The organism is Paraglaciecola mesophila (assembly GCF_009906955.1).
Lineage (GTDB): Bacteria > Pseudomonadota > Gammaproteobacteria > Enterobacterales > Alteromonadaceae > Paraglaciecola > Paraglaciecola mesophila_A.
In genome coordinates, this window is sequence record NZ_CP047656.1 from 1507387 (window position 1) to 1522971 (window position 15585).

12 protein-coding genes are annotated in these 15585 nt (G+C 44.8%); 3 read left to right on the top strand and 9 right to left on the bottom strand.

What is annotated here, in order from left to right; translation table 11 throughout:
• Window positions 1–75 precede the first annotated feature (75 nt).
• Window positions 76–1359 carry a cation:proton antiporter gene (locus tag FX988_RS06470; RefSeq protein ID WP_160178868.1) on the bottom strand — a complete coding sequence of 428 codons (1284 nt, stop codon included), beginning with the start codon at window positions 1357–1359 and terminating at the stop codon, window positions 76–78.
• 575 nt (window positions 1360–1934) lie between these two features.
• Between FX988_RS06470 and FX988_RS06475 the strand changes: the two genes are divergently transcribed.
• The gene (locus FX988_RS06475; RefSeq protein ID WP_160178869.1) at window positions 1935–3266 is read left to right on the top strand and encodes a Na+/H+ antiporter NhaC family protein; all 1332 of its coding nucleotides are present in this window, start codon (window positions 1935–1937) and stop codon (window positions 3264–3266) included.
• A gap of 325 nt (window positions 3267–3591) precedes the next feature.
• Here the strand turns inward: FX988_RS06475 and FX988_RS06480 are convergent, their stop codons facing one another.
• The 3 genes from FX988_RS06480 to FX988_RS06490 all read right to left on the bottom strand — a co-directional run bounded on the left by FX988_RS06480 (window position 3592) and on the right by FX988_RS06490 (window position 6850).
• Window positions 3592–5373, bottom strand: coding sequence for an alpha-amylase family glycosyl hydrolase (locus tag FX988_RS06480; protein WP_160178870.1), 1782 nt, complete (start codon window positions 5371–5373; stop codon window positions 3592–3594).
• Window positions 5370–5795, bottom strand: a complete 426-nt coding sequence (locus FX988_RS06485) for a GlcG/HbpS family heme-binding protein (RefSeq protein ID WP_160178871.1) — start codon at window positions 5793–5795, stop codon at window positions 5370–5372. Before FX988_RS06485 ends, FX988_RS06480 begins: the two co-directional genes overlap by 4 nt.
• A 77-nt stretch (window positions 5796–5872) precedes the next feature.
• On the bottom strand, window positions 5873–6850 hold the full coding sequence (locus FX988_RS06490) for an aldo/keto reductase (protein ID WP_160178872.1): 978 nt from the start codon (window positions 6848–6850) through the stop codon (window positions 5873–5875).
• A gap of 148 nt (window positions 6851–6998) precedes the next feature.
• Here FX988_RS06490 and FX988_RS06495 point away from each other — a divergent pair, with 148 nt between their 5' ends.
• Window positions 6999–7901, top strand: coding sequence for a LysR family transcriptional regulator (locus tag FX988_RS06495; RefSeq protein ID WP_160178873.1), 903 nt, complete (start codon window positions 6999–7001; stop codon window positions 7899–7901).
• Between the two features lie 117 nt (window positions 7902–8018).
• Here FX988_RS06495 and FX988_RS06500 read toward each other — a convergent pair whose 3' ends face one another.
• On the bottom strand, window positions 8019–10067 hold the full coding sequence (locus tag FX988_RS06500) for an NADPH-dependent 2,4-dienoyl-CoA reductase (protein WP_160178874.1): 2049 nt from the start codon (window positions 10065–10067) through the stop codon (window positions 8019–8021).
• 29 nt (window positions 10068–10096) lie between these two features.
• A complete protein-coding gene (locus FX988_RS06505) occupies window positions 10097–10969 on the bottom strand; it encodes a crotonase/enoyl-CoA hydratase family protein (protein WP_201751638.1) in 873 nt (290 codons plus the stop codon).
• Between the two features lie 135 nt (window positions 10970–11104).
• Between FX988_RS06505 and FX988_RS06510 the strand changes: the two genes are divergently transcribed.
• Window positions 11105–11734, top strand: a complete 630-nt coding sequence (locus FX988_RS06510) for a TetR/AcrR family transcriptional regulator (RefSeq protein ID WP_160178876.1) — start codon at window positions 11105–11107, stop codon at window positions 11732–11734.
• Here the strand turns inward: FX988_RS06510 and FX988_RS06515 are convergent.
• From FX988_RS06515 to FX988_RS06525, 3 genes are all read right to left on the bottom strand, one after another.
• Window positions 11731–13269, bottom strand: a complete 1539-nt coding sequence (locus tag FX988_RS06515) for an AMP-binding protein (protein WP_160178877.1) — start codon at window positions 13267–13269, stop codon at window positions 11731–11733. The two genes, FX988_RS06510 and FX988_RS06515, sit on opposite strands and share 4 nt — an antisense overlap.
• A gap of 268 nt (window positions 13270–13537) precedes the next feature.
• On the bottom strand, window positions 13538–13894 hold the full coding sequence (locus FX988_RS06520; RefSeq protein ID WP_160178878.1) for an iron chaperone: 357 nt from the start codon (window positions 13892–13894) through the stop codon (window positions 13538–13540).
• Window positions 13895–13975: 81 nt separating this feature from the next.
• Complete coding sequence (locus FX988_RS06525) at window positions 13976–14617, bottom strand: hypothetical protein (RefSeq protein WP_201751639.1); 642 nt, start codon at window positions 14615–14617, stop codon at window positions 13976–13978.
• Between the last annotated feature and the right edge of the window lie 968 nt (window positions 14618–15585).

Genomic DNA, 15585 nt, shown 5'->3' on the forward strand with positions numbered 1-15585 from the left:
TACCGAAAACGTTAAAGACGCGCCTTTGCAGTATATGCAAAGGCGCTTTCGTATCATCCTTTCATTGTGCTTTGACTAAGCGCGTGCCTGTGCAGCTGCGATACTCTTTTTGATCAGCGGAGAAATCGTTAAACCTTGTACCACAATAGAAAATATCACCACGATATACGTCACAATAACCATTAAATTATGTAAATTGTGACCATTTGCTAACATAGTATCGTTAGGAATAGACGCCGCCATCGCTAACGCTAAACCGCCTCGCAAGCCACCCCACGTCAAAATGCGCACTGAATTTAAGTCGTAGCGCCTAAATTGTTTAAACACCAAGTACGGGGCACCTACACTGACAAAGCGTGCGAATAACACGGCGGGGATCATACAAAGGCCAATCAATATTTCATCTAAAGACAGACGCATACTGACAATCAACATGCCGATCAGTAAGAACAGCAAAGCATTTAGGAAGGTATCTGTGGCATGCCAGAAGTTCTTAATAAATCGGATACTAGAAATTCGCGCTAAAGGCGCACCTTTTGAGCGTGTTACGTTGCCAATAAATATGCCGCACATCACCATCGCCAGTGCGCCTGACACATGCAATGCAATCGCAAGGGCATAACCGGCAGACGGTATAGCTAATGTCACCAATAAACGTACATTAAAGTCCGGACTTTTAACGATAAGAAAATGTGCAACCACGGCTAGTACTAATCCGAATACGATCCCACCCACGGCTTCCGATAAAAACAGCTCTGCAACACTGCTAACTGTCGGTTCAACACCGCTAAATGCGACAGCAAACAAAGTAGAGAATATAACCAAGCCTACCCCGTCATTGAACAAAGACTCTCCTTCGACTTGAATCGAAATATTTTTAGGTGCCTGCATTTGCTTAATGATCGCGAGCACTGCGATGGGGTCTGTAGGGCTGATAAGCGCACCAAACAACAAGCAGTAAATAAAGGGCACATCCCATCCAAATTGTCCCAAAATAAATGAGCTTAAGTAGCCCACTATCACGGTCGACACTACCGTGGAAAAAAGCACTAAAGTCGTTATTTCCCATCTCTGGCGGCGTAAAGCACGTAAATCTATCTCCATCGCCCCTGCAAAAAGTAAAAATCCCAACATGCCATTAAGCAAAATTTGATTAAAATTCAAATCACTTACCACATTGATCAGTGACTGAGCTGATTCATCTCCCAGTAGTTTAACGGCTAAAATCAGCAACAATGAAATCGCTACAGAGCCAGTGGTAATAGCAATGGTCGTTTGCAGTTTAAGTACAAATTGATTGGTAAACGCGATAAGGACAGCCAGTGCCCCTAAAAAACAAATGAGATTCCAAGCGTCCATGGACGTTCCTATAGATTAATGGGTGATGAAATAATGTTGTCGTGTCGTGGCAGAAGCGCCAAGGAGAAAACCGAAGTACACTGGTCGCATCTGCTCAGATTCAACGTAACAATTAGGTATTAATTTGACGCGGGAATAATACCCCATGCCATTTAATACGCCTGTTAACATTGATGCGCAAAGTGTTATGGAATGTAACGTTGATAACTTGTACTCGCACAGGCATGAGAAAAATATTTAGAAGTAGATGGGTAAAAACATTTACCCCTCATTCAGCGCAGTAAACTTTTAGCCAAATTGAAGCAGGTGAATGAATAGCTTAATTAATGAGCGATAAGTACGCTACAGGTGCGAGCGAAAATGCGTAGTGATTTCACGCTTAGGCGCAGGTTAAACACGAAGGCCTGCCAAAGACCATAGGGCGAATTTGTTAAATTATTTGATAACCTTAACGATTGTTAGTTTTTCTGTGTCAGACGCTGTTTGTAGAGTGCTTCACTTATCTCGCTAACTAAACTTGCTATTTTCCCCCAGACAGTTAGTATTTTGGACGTCTAAACGTCTATGGTAAAATTATGCAACCTCCTTCACCTTCGTCAAACCCTTATTCGACTACCGCTAAACTGGCGCTGTTGCCACTGCTTACCTTCTTGGTACTGTTTTTGGGTGTCGGCTTTTATTATCAGGCGCAAGGCGTGGAGTATGCTTTTTATCAGTTGCCCTCACCTTCCGCTTTGCTGCCTGCGGTGATACTTGCCGTATTGCTGTCAAAGGAAACCCTTACCCAAACCATGGCTCGATATATCGAAGGTGCGGGTCACAGCAATATAATAACCATGTGTTTTATTTACTTATTAGCCGGCGCTTTCTCCGCCGTGGCTAAAGCCACTGGGGGAGTCGACGCAACAGTAAGCTTAGGGCTAAGCATTATTCCTGCCCAATTTATCTTGCCGGGGTTGTTTTTAATCGCGGGGTTTATCGCCACCGCCATGGGCACATCAATGGGCACCCTTGCTGCGCTCGGCCCGGTGGGGTTAGGCGTGGCCCAAGCCACAGGAATTGAACCCGCATTAGTGGCAGGCGTCTTGGTCAGCGGAGCCATATTTGGTGATAACTTATCGATCATTTCTGACACCACCATTGCGGCAACGCGCACTCAAGGCTGTGAAATGCGTGACAAATTTAAGGCTAACTTACACCTAGCATTACCCGCAGCACTCATCGTTATTGTATTGCTAATTACGCTAGGTGAAACAGGTGAAGCGAATATCCCCCAAGGCACCAATGCCTGGCTAGCCCTGCCTTATTTATTAATTTTGGTGTTAGCGGTTTCTGGTGTGAATGTGTTTGCAGTATTGGTGATCGGCATATTAACTAGCGCCATTATAGGTATAAGTATGACTGAATATGAGTTGGCCTCAGTCGGCCAAGATATTTACAGCGGATTTGGTCAGATGCAGGAAATTATGATTTTATCGCTGATGCTCGGCGGATTATCTGAACTCATGCGCCAACAAGGGGGCATAGATTTTTTACTTGCGTCGATCAGCAAGCTGATTCGCACTTTGGCGTTGCCAATTAAAATAGGTAACTCATTGGGTATCGCCGTGCTTATTAGTGCGTTAAACGTGTGCATTGCCAATAACACCGTATCGATTATCGTTGCAGGCAGCACAGCAAAAGCCCTCGCCGAGCAAGGAGGTATTGAGCCTAAGCGCAGTGCCAGCTTGCTTGATATTTTTGCTTGTGTGGTACAGGGGCTAATCCCTTATGGTGGTCAGTTGCTTATTATTGGCGCTACGTTCTCGCTCTCGCCAGTAGATGTTATACCTTACTCGTTTTACTGCTTTATTCTTGCGGGGGTGACCTTATTAAGCTTTGTCTGGCGCGCCAAGAAAGAACGCTAAGCGATAGAAATAGAGCAATGCGCAGATGTTAGTGCATTTATGGTCGTAACATCTGCGGCTTTTTCTCATAAAAATAAAGTAGTTTTCGTTTATTTAACCTGAGTTCTGGATAAGAAGTGTCGCTCCAATGGGTTTTAAGGTCATAATTCAATATTTTACGCATTTATACCCAAGTTTTTTTACTCTAAAACTTACTCGGTGACGAAATTTTTCGTGCATAGCAAGGCGGATTGGCGTACGTAATAACGTGTTATTGCTAGACAATCCAACGCAGCTAGGCACAAAAAGGGCGTTATCGAGAGGCTCGGCTTATCCAGTATTCAGGTTATTTAGCTTGATACAAAGCAAAACTCAGTGCCGGTACCGTTACTGTTATCAGCTCATCGCTAAGGTTAAACCCAGTCGCTTCAACAAGCCCTTCATAATCTTTTGATTGCGCTGGTATTGTCATGCTAGCGACTTCAGTTCCGGCATTAAACACCGCCAAATACTCTTTGCCTTGAGGCAAAGTTCGCGCAAACGCAAACATCATAGAATCCTCATTAAAGTAACGGCTTTTGTACTGGCCCCTGCGCAAAGCGTGATGATCATGTCGTAATTGCGCTAATTCCTTCAACGCCAAATAGATGGGATGAGTACTGTCAAAATTATCGTCTGCAGTGCTCGCGTTACTACCTAGTAATGGATTGTCGTTGTCACTGACCACCAAAGAAGGGAACATATCTTGTCTGGCGTTTACGTCGTTACCGTCACCGGTAAACCCCTGCTCGTCGCCGTAGTACACAACAGGTATGCCGCGAGATAAATACATAAACGCATGAGATAAAATACTGCGATTCAGTTTTTCCGCGTTGCTAGCATTTGGTACCCCTTGTTCAATGAAATAACCTGTGCGGCCCATATCGTGATTACCTAAAAAAGTCATCAGCATATCGGCCTGACTATCTTCATCTGTATATAAATCGTCTTGAGAAAATAAGGCTTTGATAACCAGAGGGCTTTGTTTGCGATAGAAGACATCTGCAGCAGCTTGCTGAAAGCCGAAGTCCAACACCGATGGCAATTTACCTTCGGTAGTAAAGCGGCTTAGTTGTGCTGGGTCTGGGTCATAGACTTCACCGAAAATATGAAAATTAGGTATGCCCTGCTGCTGTGCATAAGTCATTATCGATGGGCTAAAAGTTTGCCAAAATGGCAAACGAACGTGGCGCACTGTATCAATTCTAAAACCGTCAGGTTTAAATTCTTTGATCAAATTTTTGTAGATTTCAATCATGCCCTGCAATACTTTAGGGTTTTCTGTATCTAAATCATCGAGTCCATTGAAATCACCGTTAAGAGAGCTCTCACCCTCGAATGTGGTATCGCCTTGGTTATGGTAATACTGAGGATCATTCAACCAAGCGGGTACTTTTACCGTTTGCTCGTTAAGCGTTACAAAAGGGGTATAATCGTCTCCCTTAGCTTGTTGCTCTATAGACTGATATACGCAGTGGTTATCCCCCTTGAAATCCCCATTAGCATGATGACACTCTTCATACTTCACCACGTCTGCGGTGTGATTAGTAATGATATCGAAAAAGACTTTAATGCCTTTTTTGTGCGCTGCTGCTATTAAGCTTTTAAGGTCATCGTTTGAGCCAAAATGCGGGTCAATTTCTGTGAAATCTACGATCCAATAACCATGATGTGCAACGCCATCACGTTGAACCGCTTTATTGCGCAATATAGGTGTCATCCAAATGGCAGTGATCCCCATACCTTGCAGATATTCAAGTTTCTGCTCGATACCCTTCATATCACCACCGTGAAAGCCTCGGTTTGATGTTGCATCGAAGCCGCCAGCAGATATACCACCGTTTTTATCACCACTATCATTGCTCAGGTCGGCGTTATTAAACCTATCCGGCATCACGAAATAAAAAACGTCGTCGCGCACATCACGCAATAAATAGTTATCGTTTGGTAGTGTGTTATTCGCTGCATCAGCGTCCATGACAGTGCTGGTGCTTTGTGCCGTGTGTTGCTTTTCCTGATTTTGAGCTGTATCACAACCTACAATTACGCCACTAAGAGAAATAAGTAATAATGCTCTAAGCAATATCATGCTGCGGTCTCCTGCATCTTACTCTTTGTAGCTAACCCACATTCTGCGATTGCCGCTATTCCCAAGGCTTCATCTTCCATTTCGCTCAAACCGCTGACACCGATTGCCCCCACACACCGTGCATCCATAAATACCGGCACACCACCCGCGATCCCGGTAAATTTAGCATCGTTCCAATAGCCCATGTCTTTATGGGTTTCTTGCGCCCAACTGGCTAGTTGGCGCGTTGTTTGTCTCTCTCGTGCAGCAGTGTACGCTTTGGTTTGCGCCAAGACCCCAGCTTGCAAGCTTGCATCGTCCATTCGCTTGAAACACAACAGCTCACCGTGACTATCGGTGACACAAATAGCAATGTGTTGATTGTTCGCACGCGCCGCTGTTATGGCTGCTTGTATTATGTTTGTTGCTGTATCTAAATCCATTGAATATCCCGTTGGTTTTTATTCGCTGTTAATTGCTGCTATCCAATGCCATATGATAATGAATAAGCCCAAATCGATTAAGGTAACGCGTAGCCTTTGGCACTTTCATACAAGGCATACCAATGCTCGCGATTGAGTTGGATATTCATTGCTTGGCAAGACGCGGCGATACGAGCGCAATCTGTGGTGCCGATAACCGGTTGCAGCTGCGCTGGGTGACGTAACAACCAAGCCAGTACAATGGCCTCAGGGCTCGTTTGGTATAGTGAGGCGAGCTTCGCTACCAATTGACTGGTACGCTGCACGGCTTCTGGTTGGTCACTAACATCTCGTCCTGAATAAAGGCCTTGGGCTAAGCTGCCCCAGCTTTGTAGTTGGATTTTTTCTTGTCGGCAATACTCCATCGTACCCGCGGTAAAATTGATGTCACGGCCATCTGCGTTACCTGCGTATACACCTTCATCAATCCAGTGTTGCTTGAGTAAACTGGCTTCAATTTGATTGGCCACTAGTGGCTCGTCTAATGCTTTTTGCAAAAAGCTAATTTGGTGATGTTGCATATTCGACACGGCGAAATGGTGTACCTTTCCCTCGCGCTTCAATGCTCTAAACGCACTCGCAATGTCTTCAGGTTGCATCAATGGATCTGGTCGATGGAGCATCAAAACATCTAAATAATCCGTATTTAGCCTTTGTAAACTGCCTTCAACCGAGGCTTTTATCCACTCACTTGATAGGTCATAACGCTTTGGGCCTTTATCATCTGCAAACCGAATACCGCATTTTGATTGAATGTAAATCTGTTTGCGCAACTGTGGACGCTCGCTTAATACCTTACCGAACACTTGCTCAGCTTTGCCGTGCGTATAAATATCCGCATGGTCAAAAAAGTTTATTCCTGATTCTAGTGCGGTATTCACGCAGTCGTTGGCCTGCTCAATGTGCGATTGAGTAATGGGCGCATCACTCCAATCGCCCCCGAGCCCCATACAGCCATATGCAAGTGAACTAACGTTCGGTAAGTAGTTAGCAAGAGGTAGCGAAGAATAAGTCATAACGAGCCTGTTTATAGCAATCTGATAGATGAACACAGTGTAGTGACTTAACCGCAAAGCAAAAGAGCAAGTTACTGAAAACATTGTTTGATATAACGAATAATGCGAGGCTAAAATACGTTATTGTTTTTCAGCCTGAACAAGTGTTATGAGCCGTGAACACAAAAAATTTGAACGCTTAATATTATTCAGTGAAGTGGCAAAGCAGCTCAGCTTCACCCGTGCGGCGCAGGTACTATCAATCTCCCGAGGGTATTTGTCAGAACAAATCCGCAAGCTCGAACAAGATATGGGTAAGCATTTATTCATTCGTTCCACGCGCAATGTGTCACTGACCGAAGAAGGAACCCAGCTACTCGCAGGAATGAACCACATAAAACGCTCATTGCTAGAACTAGAACGCGAAGTTCGCCATGACAATGATACCTTAGAAGGCATATTACGCTTAACGGCGCCGAGCCAGTTCGCCCAGCGCTATCTACTCGACTTATGCAGCGCATTTCAAGCTGATTACCCAGCAATACGCATTAGCCTAGATAGCAGCTACACCACCCACGACTTAAACCATAATGACTTTGATTTAGCCTTTAGGGCAACGCAAACACCGCCGCAAAATATGGTAGCCAAAAAGTTATTCGATTATCGTCACATGTGTTGTGCCAGCCCTGATTACCTAGCCAAAAACGGCACACCAAAACAGCTGTCGGATTTGCGTAACCATACCTGTTTACGTCAAAATATGAAGACCCAGTGGCAATTTAGCGGCCAAAATATACCAGTAGATGGCCCGATTGCTGTGACCGACAACCTCATTTTAAAAAAACATGCGCTTGCAGGAAATGGCATCATTCTCGTGCCAGAATATTTGGTAGATGAAGAAATTCAGCAAGGGTTACTTGTCCCCTTGTTGACTGACTACTTACAAAACGATTTTGCTATTCACCTTATTCACCCTCAGCTGATCCAGCAATCAGCTAGGCTGAAAGCGTTTATCGCTTTTACTAGAGACTACTTTGATGCAACTTCAAAGTGCGAAGCTGGCGAATGCTAACGCTGAGCATTGCGCGTTATAAGCGCTAGTAACTTTGGCGCCGCTAAACGTAAAACACCCCATTACCGATACAAGGTGAATGGGGTGCCGTATTCGCCTATGGCGTATTTTCCTGAATTACAAGGTTGCTGCTAAGCGTGTTCCTTGATCGATTGCCCGCTTCGCATCAAGTTCAGCCGCTACGTCAGCACCACCTATTAAGTGATGTGGCTTAGTTAAACCGTCAACCAATTCACGCAGGGGTTCTTGCCCTGCGCAAATAATGACATTGTCTACATCCAGAACTTGCACTTCGTCATTGACCTTAATATGAATACCTTGATCGTCAATTTTTAGGTACTCACAACCGGCAATCATGCTAACCCCTTTACTCAACAAGCCAGCTCGGTGTGCCCAGCCTGTGGTTTTACCTAAACCTGCCCCAACTTTGGTTGTTTTACGTTGTAACAAGAAAATCTCCCGTGGCGAAGGCGCAGGTTGGGGTTTAACCCCTTCAATGCCGCCACGAGAAGAAAAGGTCATATCGATGCCCCACTCTTTCATAAAGGCAGGAATATTCAAACTGGTTGATTCACCAGAGTGTGATAAAAACTCTGATACATCAAAGCCAATACCGCCAGCACCAATAACAGCAACTTTTTTTCCTACTGGTTTGTGCTCTTTAATGACTTCTATGTAGGTCATGACCTTAGCGTGGTCGATACCCTCAATCGGTGGCGTACGTGGTTCAATCCCTGTGGCCACAATCACTTCATCAAAATCACTGTCATTTAAGTCGCTGGCTGTCACACGCGTATTAAGCTTTACGGTTACATTATGGAGTTCTAGTTGACGTTTGAAGTAACGGATTGTCTCGTAAAACTCTTCTTTACCTGGTACTTGCTTGGCAATATTAAACTGTCCACCAAGTTCGTCCGCAGAATCAAATAAGGTCACCTTGTGCCCACGCTCAGCGGCCGTTTTCGCCGCTGCAAGACCAGCAGGGCCACCACCGATAACGGCAATAGTTTTAGCTGATTGGGTAGGCAGAATGCTCAGCTCAGTTTCATGACAGGCTCTCGGGTTAACCAAACAGCTGGTCATTTTACCCTCGAATACGTGATCTAAGCAGGCTTGGTTACATCCAATACAGGTATTGATCTCATCAGAACGGTTTTCTACAGCCTTGATCACAAAATCAGGGTCGGCCAAGAAGGGGCGAGCCATGGACACCATATCCGCATCACCACGGGCAAGCACTTGCTCTGCCACTTCTGGGGTGTTAATTCGATTCGATGTGATAACTGGAATCGACAACGACTCACGGAACTTTGCTGTCACCCAAGTAAAGGCAGCTCTCGGCACTTTAGTCGCTATGGTCGGAATACGTGCTTCATGCCAACCAATGCCGGTATTGATAATGGTAGCTCCGGCTTTTTCAATCAGTTTACCTAGCTCAACCACTTCCTCATAAGTAGAACCGCCTTCTACCAAATCCAGCATAGACAAACGATAAATAATAATGAATTTATCCCCCACGGCTTCACGCACTCGGCGTACAACTTCTAAAGGCAACTTAATACGATTTTCGTAGCTTCCCCCCCATTGGTCGTCACGCTGGTTGGTGCGCGCCGCGATAAACTGATTTAAGAAATAGCCTTCTGAGCCCATGATCTCCACTCCATCGTAACCCGCTTTTTGCGCTTGCGTAGAAGTGAAAATGAAATCTTCAATTTGTTTCTCAATACCATCGTCATCCAAGGCTTTGGGTTTAAAGGGATTGATGGGGGCTTGTACCGCAGAGGGCGCCACTAAATTAGGGTTATAGGCGTAACGGCCGGTGTGCAAAATTTGCATACAGATTTTGCCACCTTCATTGTGCACCGCATCAGTGATCATCTTATGTTGCGCCACTTCTTTATCGTTGCTCAGGCGCTTGGTGTGCTGATGTGTAGCACCTTCATCATTCGGGCCAATGCCCCCTGTTACGATAAGGCCAACCCCGCCTCTTGCCCGTTCAGCAAAAAATTTCGCCATACGCTCGTGACCATTGGGTGCTTCTTCAAGCCCAGTATGCATTGAGCCCATCAGTACACGGTTTTTCAATTTGGTAAAGCCTAAATCCAAAGGTTTAAGCAAATTTGGATAAACACTAGCGCCTGCTGTATTTACTGTAGATGTTGTCATTTTTTGGTCCTATTAATTCTGTCCAGCGTTTACTTACGCTGCATACCGCTAATATTTTTATGTAACTCTTGGTATACGGGTTTACGCCGCTCTTTGGCAGCCCCCATCGCCTCTTGAATGTCAGGCATTTGAAACATACCCGTTTGCCACGTAGCCATATAGTTAAGAGCATCAGCGACTGTGTGGTCACGGGTGTAGTTGATCATTTCTTTGCACCCTGCCACGGCCAGCGGTGAATGACCTGCAATTTGCGCTGCAATTTTCATTACCTCAGCAAGCATGCTTTCTTGATCTGCAAACACTTGGTTCACTAAACCTGATTCTTTCGCTTCTTGCGCGCCCATATTGCGCCCGGTATATGCAAGCTCGCGCACCAGCCCTTGAGGAATAAGATGTGGCAATCGCTGTAGCGTACCTACATCAGCAGTCATGCCGATTTCAGTTTCTTTGATGGTGAAAAAAGTATCTTGGGTGCAATAGCGACTGTCTGCTGCGCAAACCATGTCTACAGCACCACCAATCACCCCGCCCTGCATGGCGACCAACACAGGCATACGCACCGATTCAAGCGCATTAAAACTGTCTTGTAACTCAAGGACCATGCGGCGCATGCGTTCAGCGCGACGGCCAGGCTCACCGACAAAATCTTGGCCCATTTGAGTAAAAACAGACAAATCCATGCCAGCACTAAAATGTTTACCTTGTGACGAAATAACGATAACGCGAGCCGCTGATTGCTCATCAATTTTGCGCACGGTGGCTGGTAGTTCATGCCAAAAGATAGGGATCATGCTATTTAACGCTTCAGGGCGTGATAGCTGGATATGAGCAATATGCTGGTCAATGCTAACACTCAATGTTTCCAGCTTTGAAAAATCTAAATCAGACACGTTATTCTCCATTTTACGGATTTTAGGTTGCTAATTAGCGTGTTTTTTCGTGAAAAACGATTTCACGCCTATCAGCCAGTTAAACTAGACAACGTCAAGATAAAGTCTTATTTTGACGCTGTCAAGATATGTGGTAAATTCTCAACTATGCAAAATACATCATCTAAAAAAGCGGCTTCTAGCAAAGGCAGCTACCATCACGGCGATCTTCGCACTAGCCTGCTTGAGGTGGCAAAAGCCATGCTCAGCGAGAGTGGCATTGAAGGCCTGTCGTTGCGAAAATTGGCCGACCGTGTAGGCGTGTCTCGTACGGCGCCCTATCACCATTTCAAAGATAAAAATGAGTTGCTGTGTGCCATAGCCCAAGAAGGCTTTGACCATTGGCACAGCAACGCAGAGCGAATATTGGCACAAACCGGCATTAGTGCTCGGGATAAATATCATCAGTTTTTTCAAAGCTACATTGGCTATGCAGCTGAAAACCCCGAAATGTACGACTTGATGTTTGGCCGCACCATTTGGAAACAAAATAGTGCAACCACGGCCCTGCGTGATATCGCTTACCCGAGTTTTCAACGGCAAGTGGAAATGACCAAAAAGTGGCAAGAGCAGGGCCTGATGTCAGCCGATGAAGACACCCTAAGATTAGCCCAAGTCACTTGGGGCACTATGCACGGGATCGCGCGCTTACTCATCGACGGAATATACGCCGATCGCAGCCATATCGAAGAAATGTGCACCTGTGCGGTCAACTTATTTATCCGAGAGCCAGCTTAAACATAAGCCGCTCGTAAGCGTTGTTTGAATATTTTACCGCTGTCTTCTCTGGGCAACTGGTTATGTACATCCAGTTTTTTGGGCCATTTGAAACGCCCGATTTTTCCATCTAAAAAGGCATGAACCTGTTTAATATCGAGCGAGCTATCAGGCCTGCATTGCACAGCTAAAACAATCATTTCACCGAATTCAGCATGGGCAACGCCAAAAACCGCGCAATCCTCGATTTGCGGCATATGAATGAGTATCGCTTCAATTTCTGCTGGAAAGATATTCGCCCCACCAGAGATGATCATGTCTTTTTTACGATCATTGATGTACAAGTAATCTTCGTCATCTAGATACCCCATGTCACCGAGTGTTGTGTAATTTTGATAGTGCAATCCATCGAGCGTTCCTTGGGTGTTGGTGTATTTAAACGGCCCAAACATGGGTAGATGCACATAGATTGAGCCCGTTTCGCCAGGGGGCAAAGGTTGCATTTCGTCATCTAAAATAATGATTGAACCACCAGGGATCGCCTTACCGACCGAGCCCGGTTTGTTGGCTGCTTCTGCCGAGGAGATCAAGGTCATAAACCCTAACTCACTGGCCCCATAGGATTCGTAAAAAATCGGCCCAAACCAATCGATCATGCCTTTTTTCACTTCTACCGGCCAAGCCGACCCCGTCGAGAGTGCGTAGCGTAGACTTGAGACATCGTATTGTTCGCGCACGCTTTTCGGTAGTTTTAGTAAGCGCACCATCATGGTCGGTACTATATATGTGTGGGTAATTTGGTATTTCTGCACATCGGCCAAAAACTGCTCTGGTTCAAATTTAGGTTCGAGGAATACCTCAATATTACCCGCCGCTAAGCAACACAAAGTCAGAGCATGTGGCGCACTGTGGTATAACGGTGCGGCATTATAGAATCTATCACCTTTATCGAGTTGCATCAGAGCCTTAGCAAGACCAGCAAACACAATGTAAGGGTCAGGCCTTTGTTCATCGTAATCTCGTTTTATCCCTTTTGGCTGCCCGGTGCTGCCTGAAGTATACGAAAACATCCCTCGAAAACGCTGGGGCTTAGATTGTATCGGGGGAGTACTTGATAACAGCGTGGCTAGGTTTTCATGTGCAAAGTGTGCTGGTGTAACACTCTCTTCAGTTTTATTTGTAGCCTTGATATACGGATAGCGAGACGACACTACCTGCGGTGTTTTCACACTCACAATAGCTAGCTCACGTGGCATTGGCTGGGTAAATTCAGCAAGTAAATCTGCATGACCGATAAGCACCTTCGCACCACTATCAGTCAATATTGGCATCAGCTCGGCTTGGGTACCATGCCAGTTTAGCGTGACATAATATGCCCCTACATAGCGACAGGCCTCAACGATTTCGTACAAGGTAGTATCGTTGCGCAGCAAAATAGCAATAACATCGCCGGTAGTGACGCCTTTATCACTGAGTAAACGCGCTATTTTCTTCGCCCGCGTGGTCATATCACTACGATCCACTTGAGTACCGCTTAAATAGAAATGCCCTGCCATATATGCCTCCTGCTTACGCTTTTTATTAACGTTTATTTAACAACCATGCGACTGGTTCGAGAATACCTCAAGCCTGTACACAAGGCGTATCAGATTTATAAATGGCGTTCTATTTCGAGAATGAATATCGTGGCCGTCGGGTAAGTTAAGAGGTTGGTAAATGTTAAAGGCTTCTGGTTCGCCCCTATCGCTAACGTAAGGTGCATAGAAGAGCAAGTTGATTGCAGCTTAAAGGGTAATCGGCAGTTATGCGTTAAATGACAGAATCCTAATCTTTATCCATAGTGCCCATGGCACTGAGGATCACATCAGATAAAACGGCAAGATCTATTTGGTCCTTGTCGGTAAAGTTAATACATCCCTTTCCCGTTTTTTGTTTTGGATAGCGTTTTTTGTAGGGTGCGATATGCGCGAACTGACATGTATACACAGATACATAATGTTTTTGATTCGCCACTGAAATCCATCCATTTACAGTCGTAAAGGTTGGCATCTTATAGCGCATAGAGACGACAGCTTGAGGAGATAACCGTTGTATTAATTCAACCAACTGCGTCAAACGAACACGCCGCTCTGGTGGCGCGTTATCAATATAGTCAGCTATGTCACTTCGCACCTCTGGCATGTTCATTCTCCCAATTAAAGATTTCCTGTATTGTTAGAAACGTTTATTTTAGCGAGCAAAATGCTAGAGCTAAGCGTGTGCTTATGTAAACAAACGCATAAACCACCCTTTCTCTAATTCTGCGCGGCATCCTTTAAGTTGAGTCGCATAACGTAATGAGCGGGCTTTTACTGTTTTCGCCACTTTTTGTAACCAAGGTTTCTTGCGATAACTCTTTCGCTTATAACCACCCCATCCCTCATGATAATTCAAATATTGCAACTCGGCGTTCCACTTTGAAACACCATTTATTTTATGAGTTTTACTAATGAACCACCCCATGAAGTCCATGGCATCGTCAAAATCTTCTCGACTCGCCCAGCCATTTCCTGTTTCACGTTTGTAGTCCGCCCAAGTTGGTGTTTTGGCTTGAGAATAACCGTATGCACTACTCACTCGTCCCCAGGGGATCAAACCGAAAAACACATAGTCTTTTGGTGGTAATGCGTCTGCACGAAACGAGCTTTCTTGATACATCATCGCCATAGGTACATGGATAGGAACACCCCATTTATCGGTCATGTCTTCCCCCGCATCAAACCAATCACGCTTTTCCAGAAATATTTCACAAATATTGCTTATATTTTTTGGCGGTGTAGTCGTGCAACTACAAAGCCACAAGAGTGAGACACACAGGATGGAATTGCGAAGCCAAGTTGTATTAATTAACAAATCGCGAGACATACGTCACTCTCGTCAGAAATTAAAATAAATGTTATTACGATTTTCTGCGCACAACACGGGAGAGCAATCTTAACCCGATCGGCACTGTGAAGGTAAGCCCGTAAACAAAATTGCCCTAATATGACTAAACACGCATCGACCAATACCTTCGATATTGCGTTCCCATTGAACTAAACGCGAGCGTTCTAGTCTTAATTTGTGTGTGTTTTAGTTTATGTGTGTTCCTAATTAGGATTATTTAGCCCAGCATTTTGTTGGGCTTTTTTTTGTTCAAATTTTATTGAGATGAATTTTCGCTATATTTTCAGTCTCAAATATTTTATCTCTCTAGCGCAAGAGGCTGTGTGCTAACCAAAGAGCGACGCGCCTCTATATCCGCTCGCCATGTTCACAAAAAAGATTAAAGCAGATCCTGATCTCCTCTGCAGACGGCGATTTTAGTACTACTGACCAAATATTTTTATTTTTTGCACTTTTATCGGAACTAAATAGAGAATGCACCGGTCATATTCAGTGTGTGTTTTAGTTTATGTGTGTTTCCTAATTAAACTACTTTGCCCAGCTTCTTAGCTGGGCTTTTTTTTACCCTGAAAACGTACCAAACCCTCCGGCTACTTTCGTGCAAATAAGTTAATAATATTTTTTCTCTTTTCGTGAACTAAATAAGATTACAGCGGGTCATAATTAGCGTGTGTTTTAGTTTATGTGTGTTTCCTAATTAAACTACTTAGCCCAGCTCTTTAGCTGGGCTTTTTTTTACCCTAAAAACGTACCAAACCCTCCGGCTACTTTCGTGCAGATAAGTTAATAATATTTTTTCCTTTTCGTGAACTAAACAAGATTGCAGCGGGTCATAATTAGCGTGTGTTTTAGTTTATGTGTGTTCCCGATTAAACTATTTAGCTCAGCTCTTTAGCTGGGCTTTTTTTTACCCTAAAAACGCACCAACCCCTCCGGCTACTTTCGTG

Bases quoted from the DNA above. Each gene is read 5' to 3' on its own strand.
- FX988_RS06470 (WP_160178868.1), bottom strand. From the start codon at position 1,359: ATGGACGCTTGGAATCTCATTTGTTTTTTAGGGGCACTGGCTGTCCTT.
- FX988_RS06475 (WP_160178869.1), top strand. From the start codon at position 1,935: ATGCAACCTCCTTCACCTTCGTCAAACCCTTATTCGACTACCGCTAAA.
- FX988_RS06480 (WP_160178870.1), bottom strand. From the start codon at position 5,373: ATGATATTGCTTAGAGCATTATTACTTATTTCTCTTAGTGGCGTAATT.
- FX988_RS06485 (WP_160178871.1), bottom strand. From the start codon at position 5,795: ATGGATTTAGATACAGCAACAAACATAATACAAGCAGCCATAACAGCG.
- FX988_RS06490 (WP_160178872.1), bottom strand. From the start codon at position 6,850: ATGACTTATTCTTCGCTACCTCTTGCTAACTACTTACCGAACGTTAGT.
- FX988_RS06495 (WP_160178873.1), top strand. From the start codon at position 6,999: ATGAGCCGTGAACACAAAAAATTTGAACGCTTAATATTATTCAGTGAA.
- FX988_RS06500 (WP_160178874.1), bottom strand. From the start codon at position 10,067: ATGACAACATCTACAGTAAATACAGCAGGCGCTAGTGTTTATCCAAAT.
- FX988_RS06505 (WP_201751638.1), bottom strand. From the start codon at position 10,969: ATGGAGAATAACGTGTCTGATTTAGATTTTTCAAAGCTGGAAACATTG.
- FX988_RS06510 (WP_160178876.1), top strand. From the start codon at position 11,105: ATGCAAAATACATCATCTAAAAAAGCGGCTTCTAGCAAAGGCAGCTAC.
- FX988_RS06515 (WP_160178877.1), bottom strand. From the start codon at position 13,269: ATGGCAGGGCATTTCTATTTAAGCGGTACTCAAGTGGATCGTAGTGAT.
- FX988_RS06520 (WP_160178878.1), bottom strand. From the start codon at position 13,894: ATGCCAGAGGTGCGAAGTGACATAGCTGACTATATTGATAACGCGCCA.
- FX988_RS06525 (WP_201751639.1), bottom strand. From the start codon at position 14,617: ATGTCTCGCGATTTGTTAATTAATACAACTTGGCTTCGCAATTCCATC.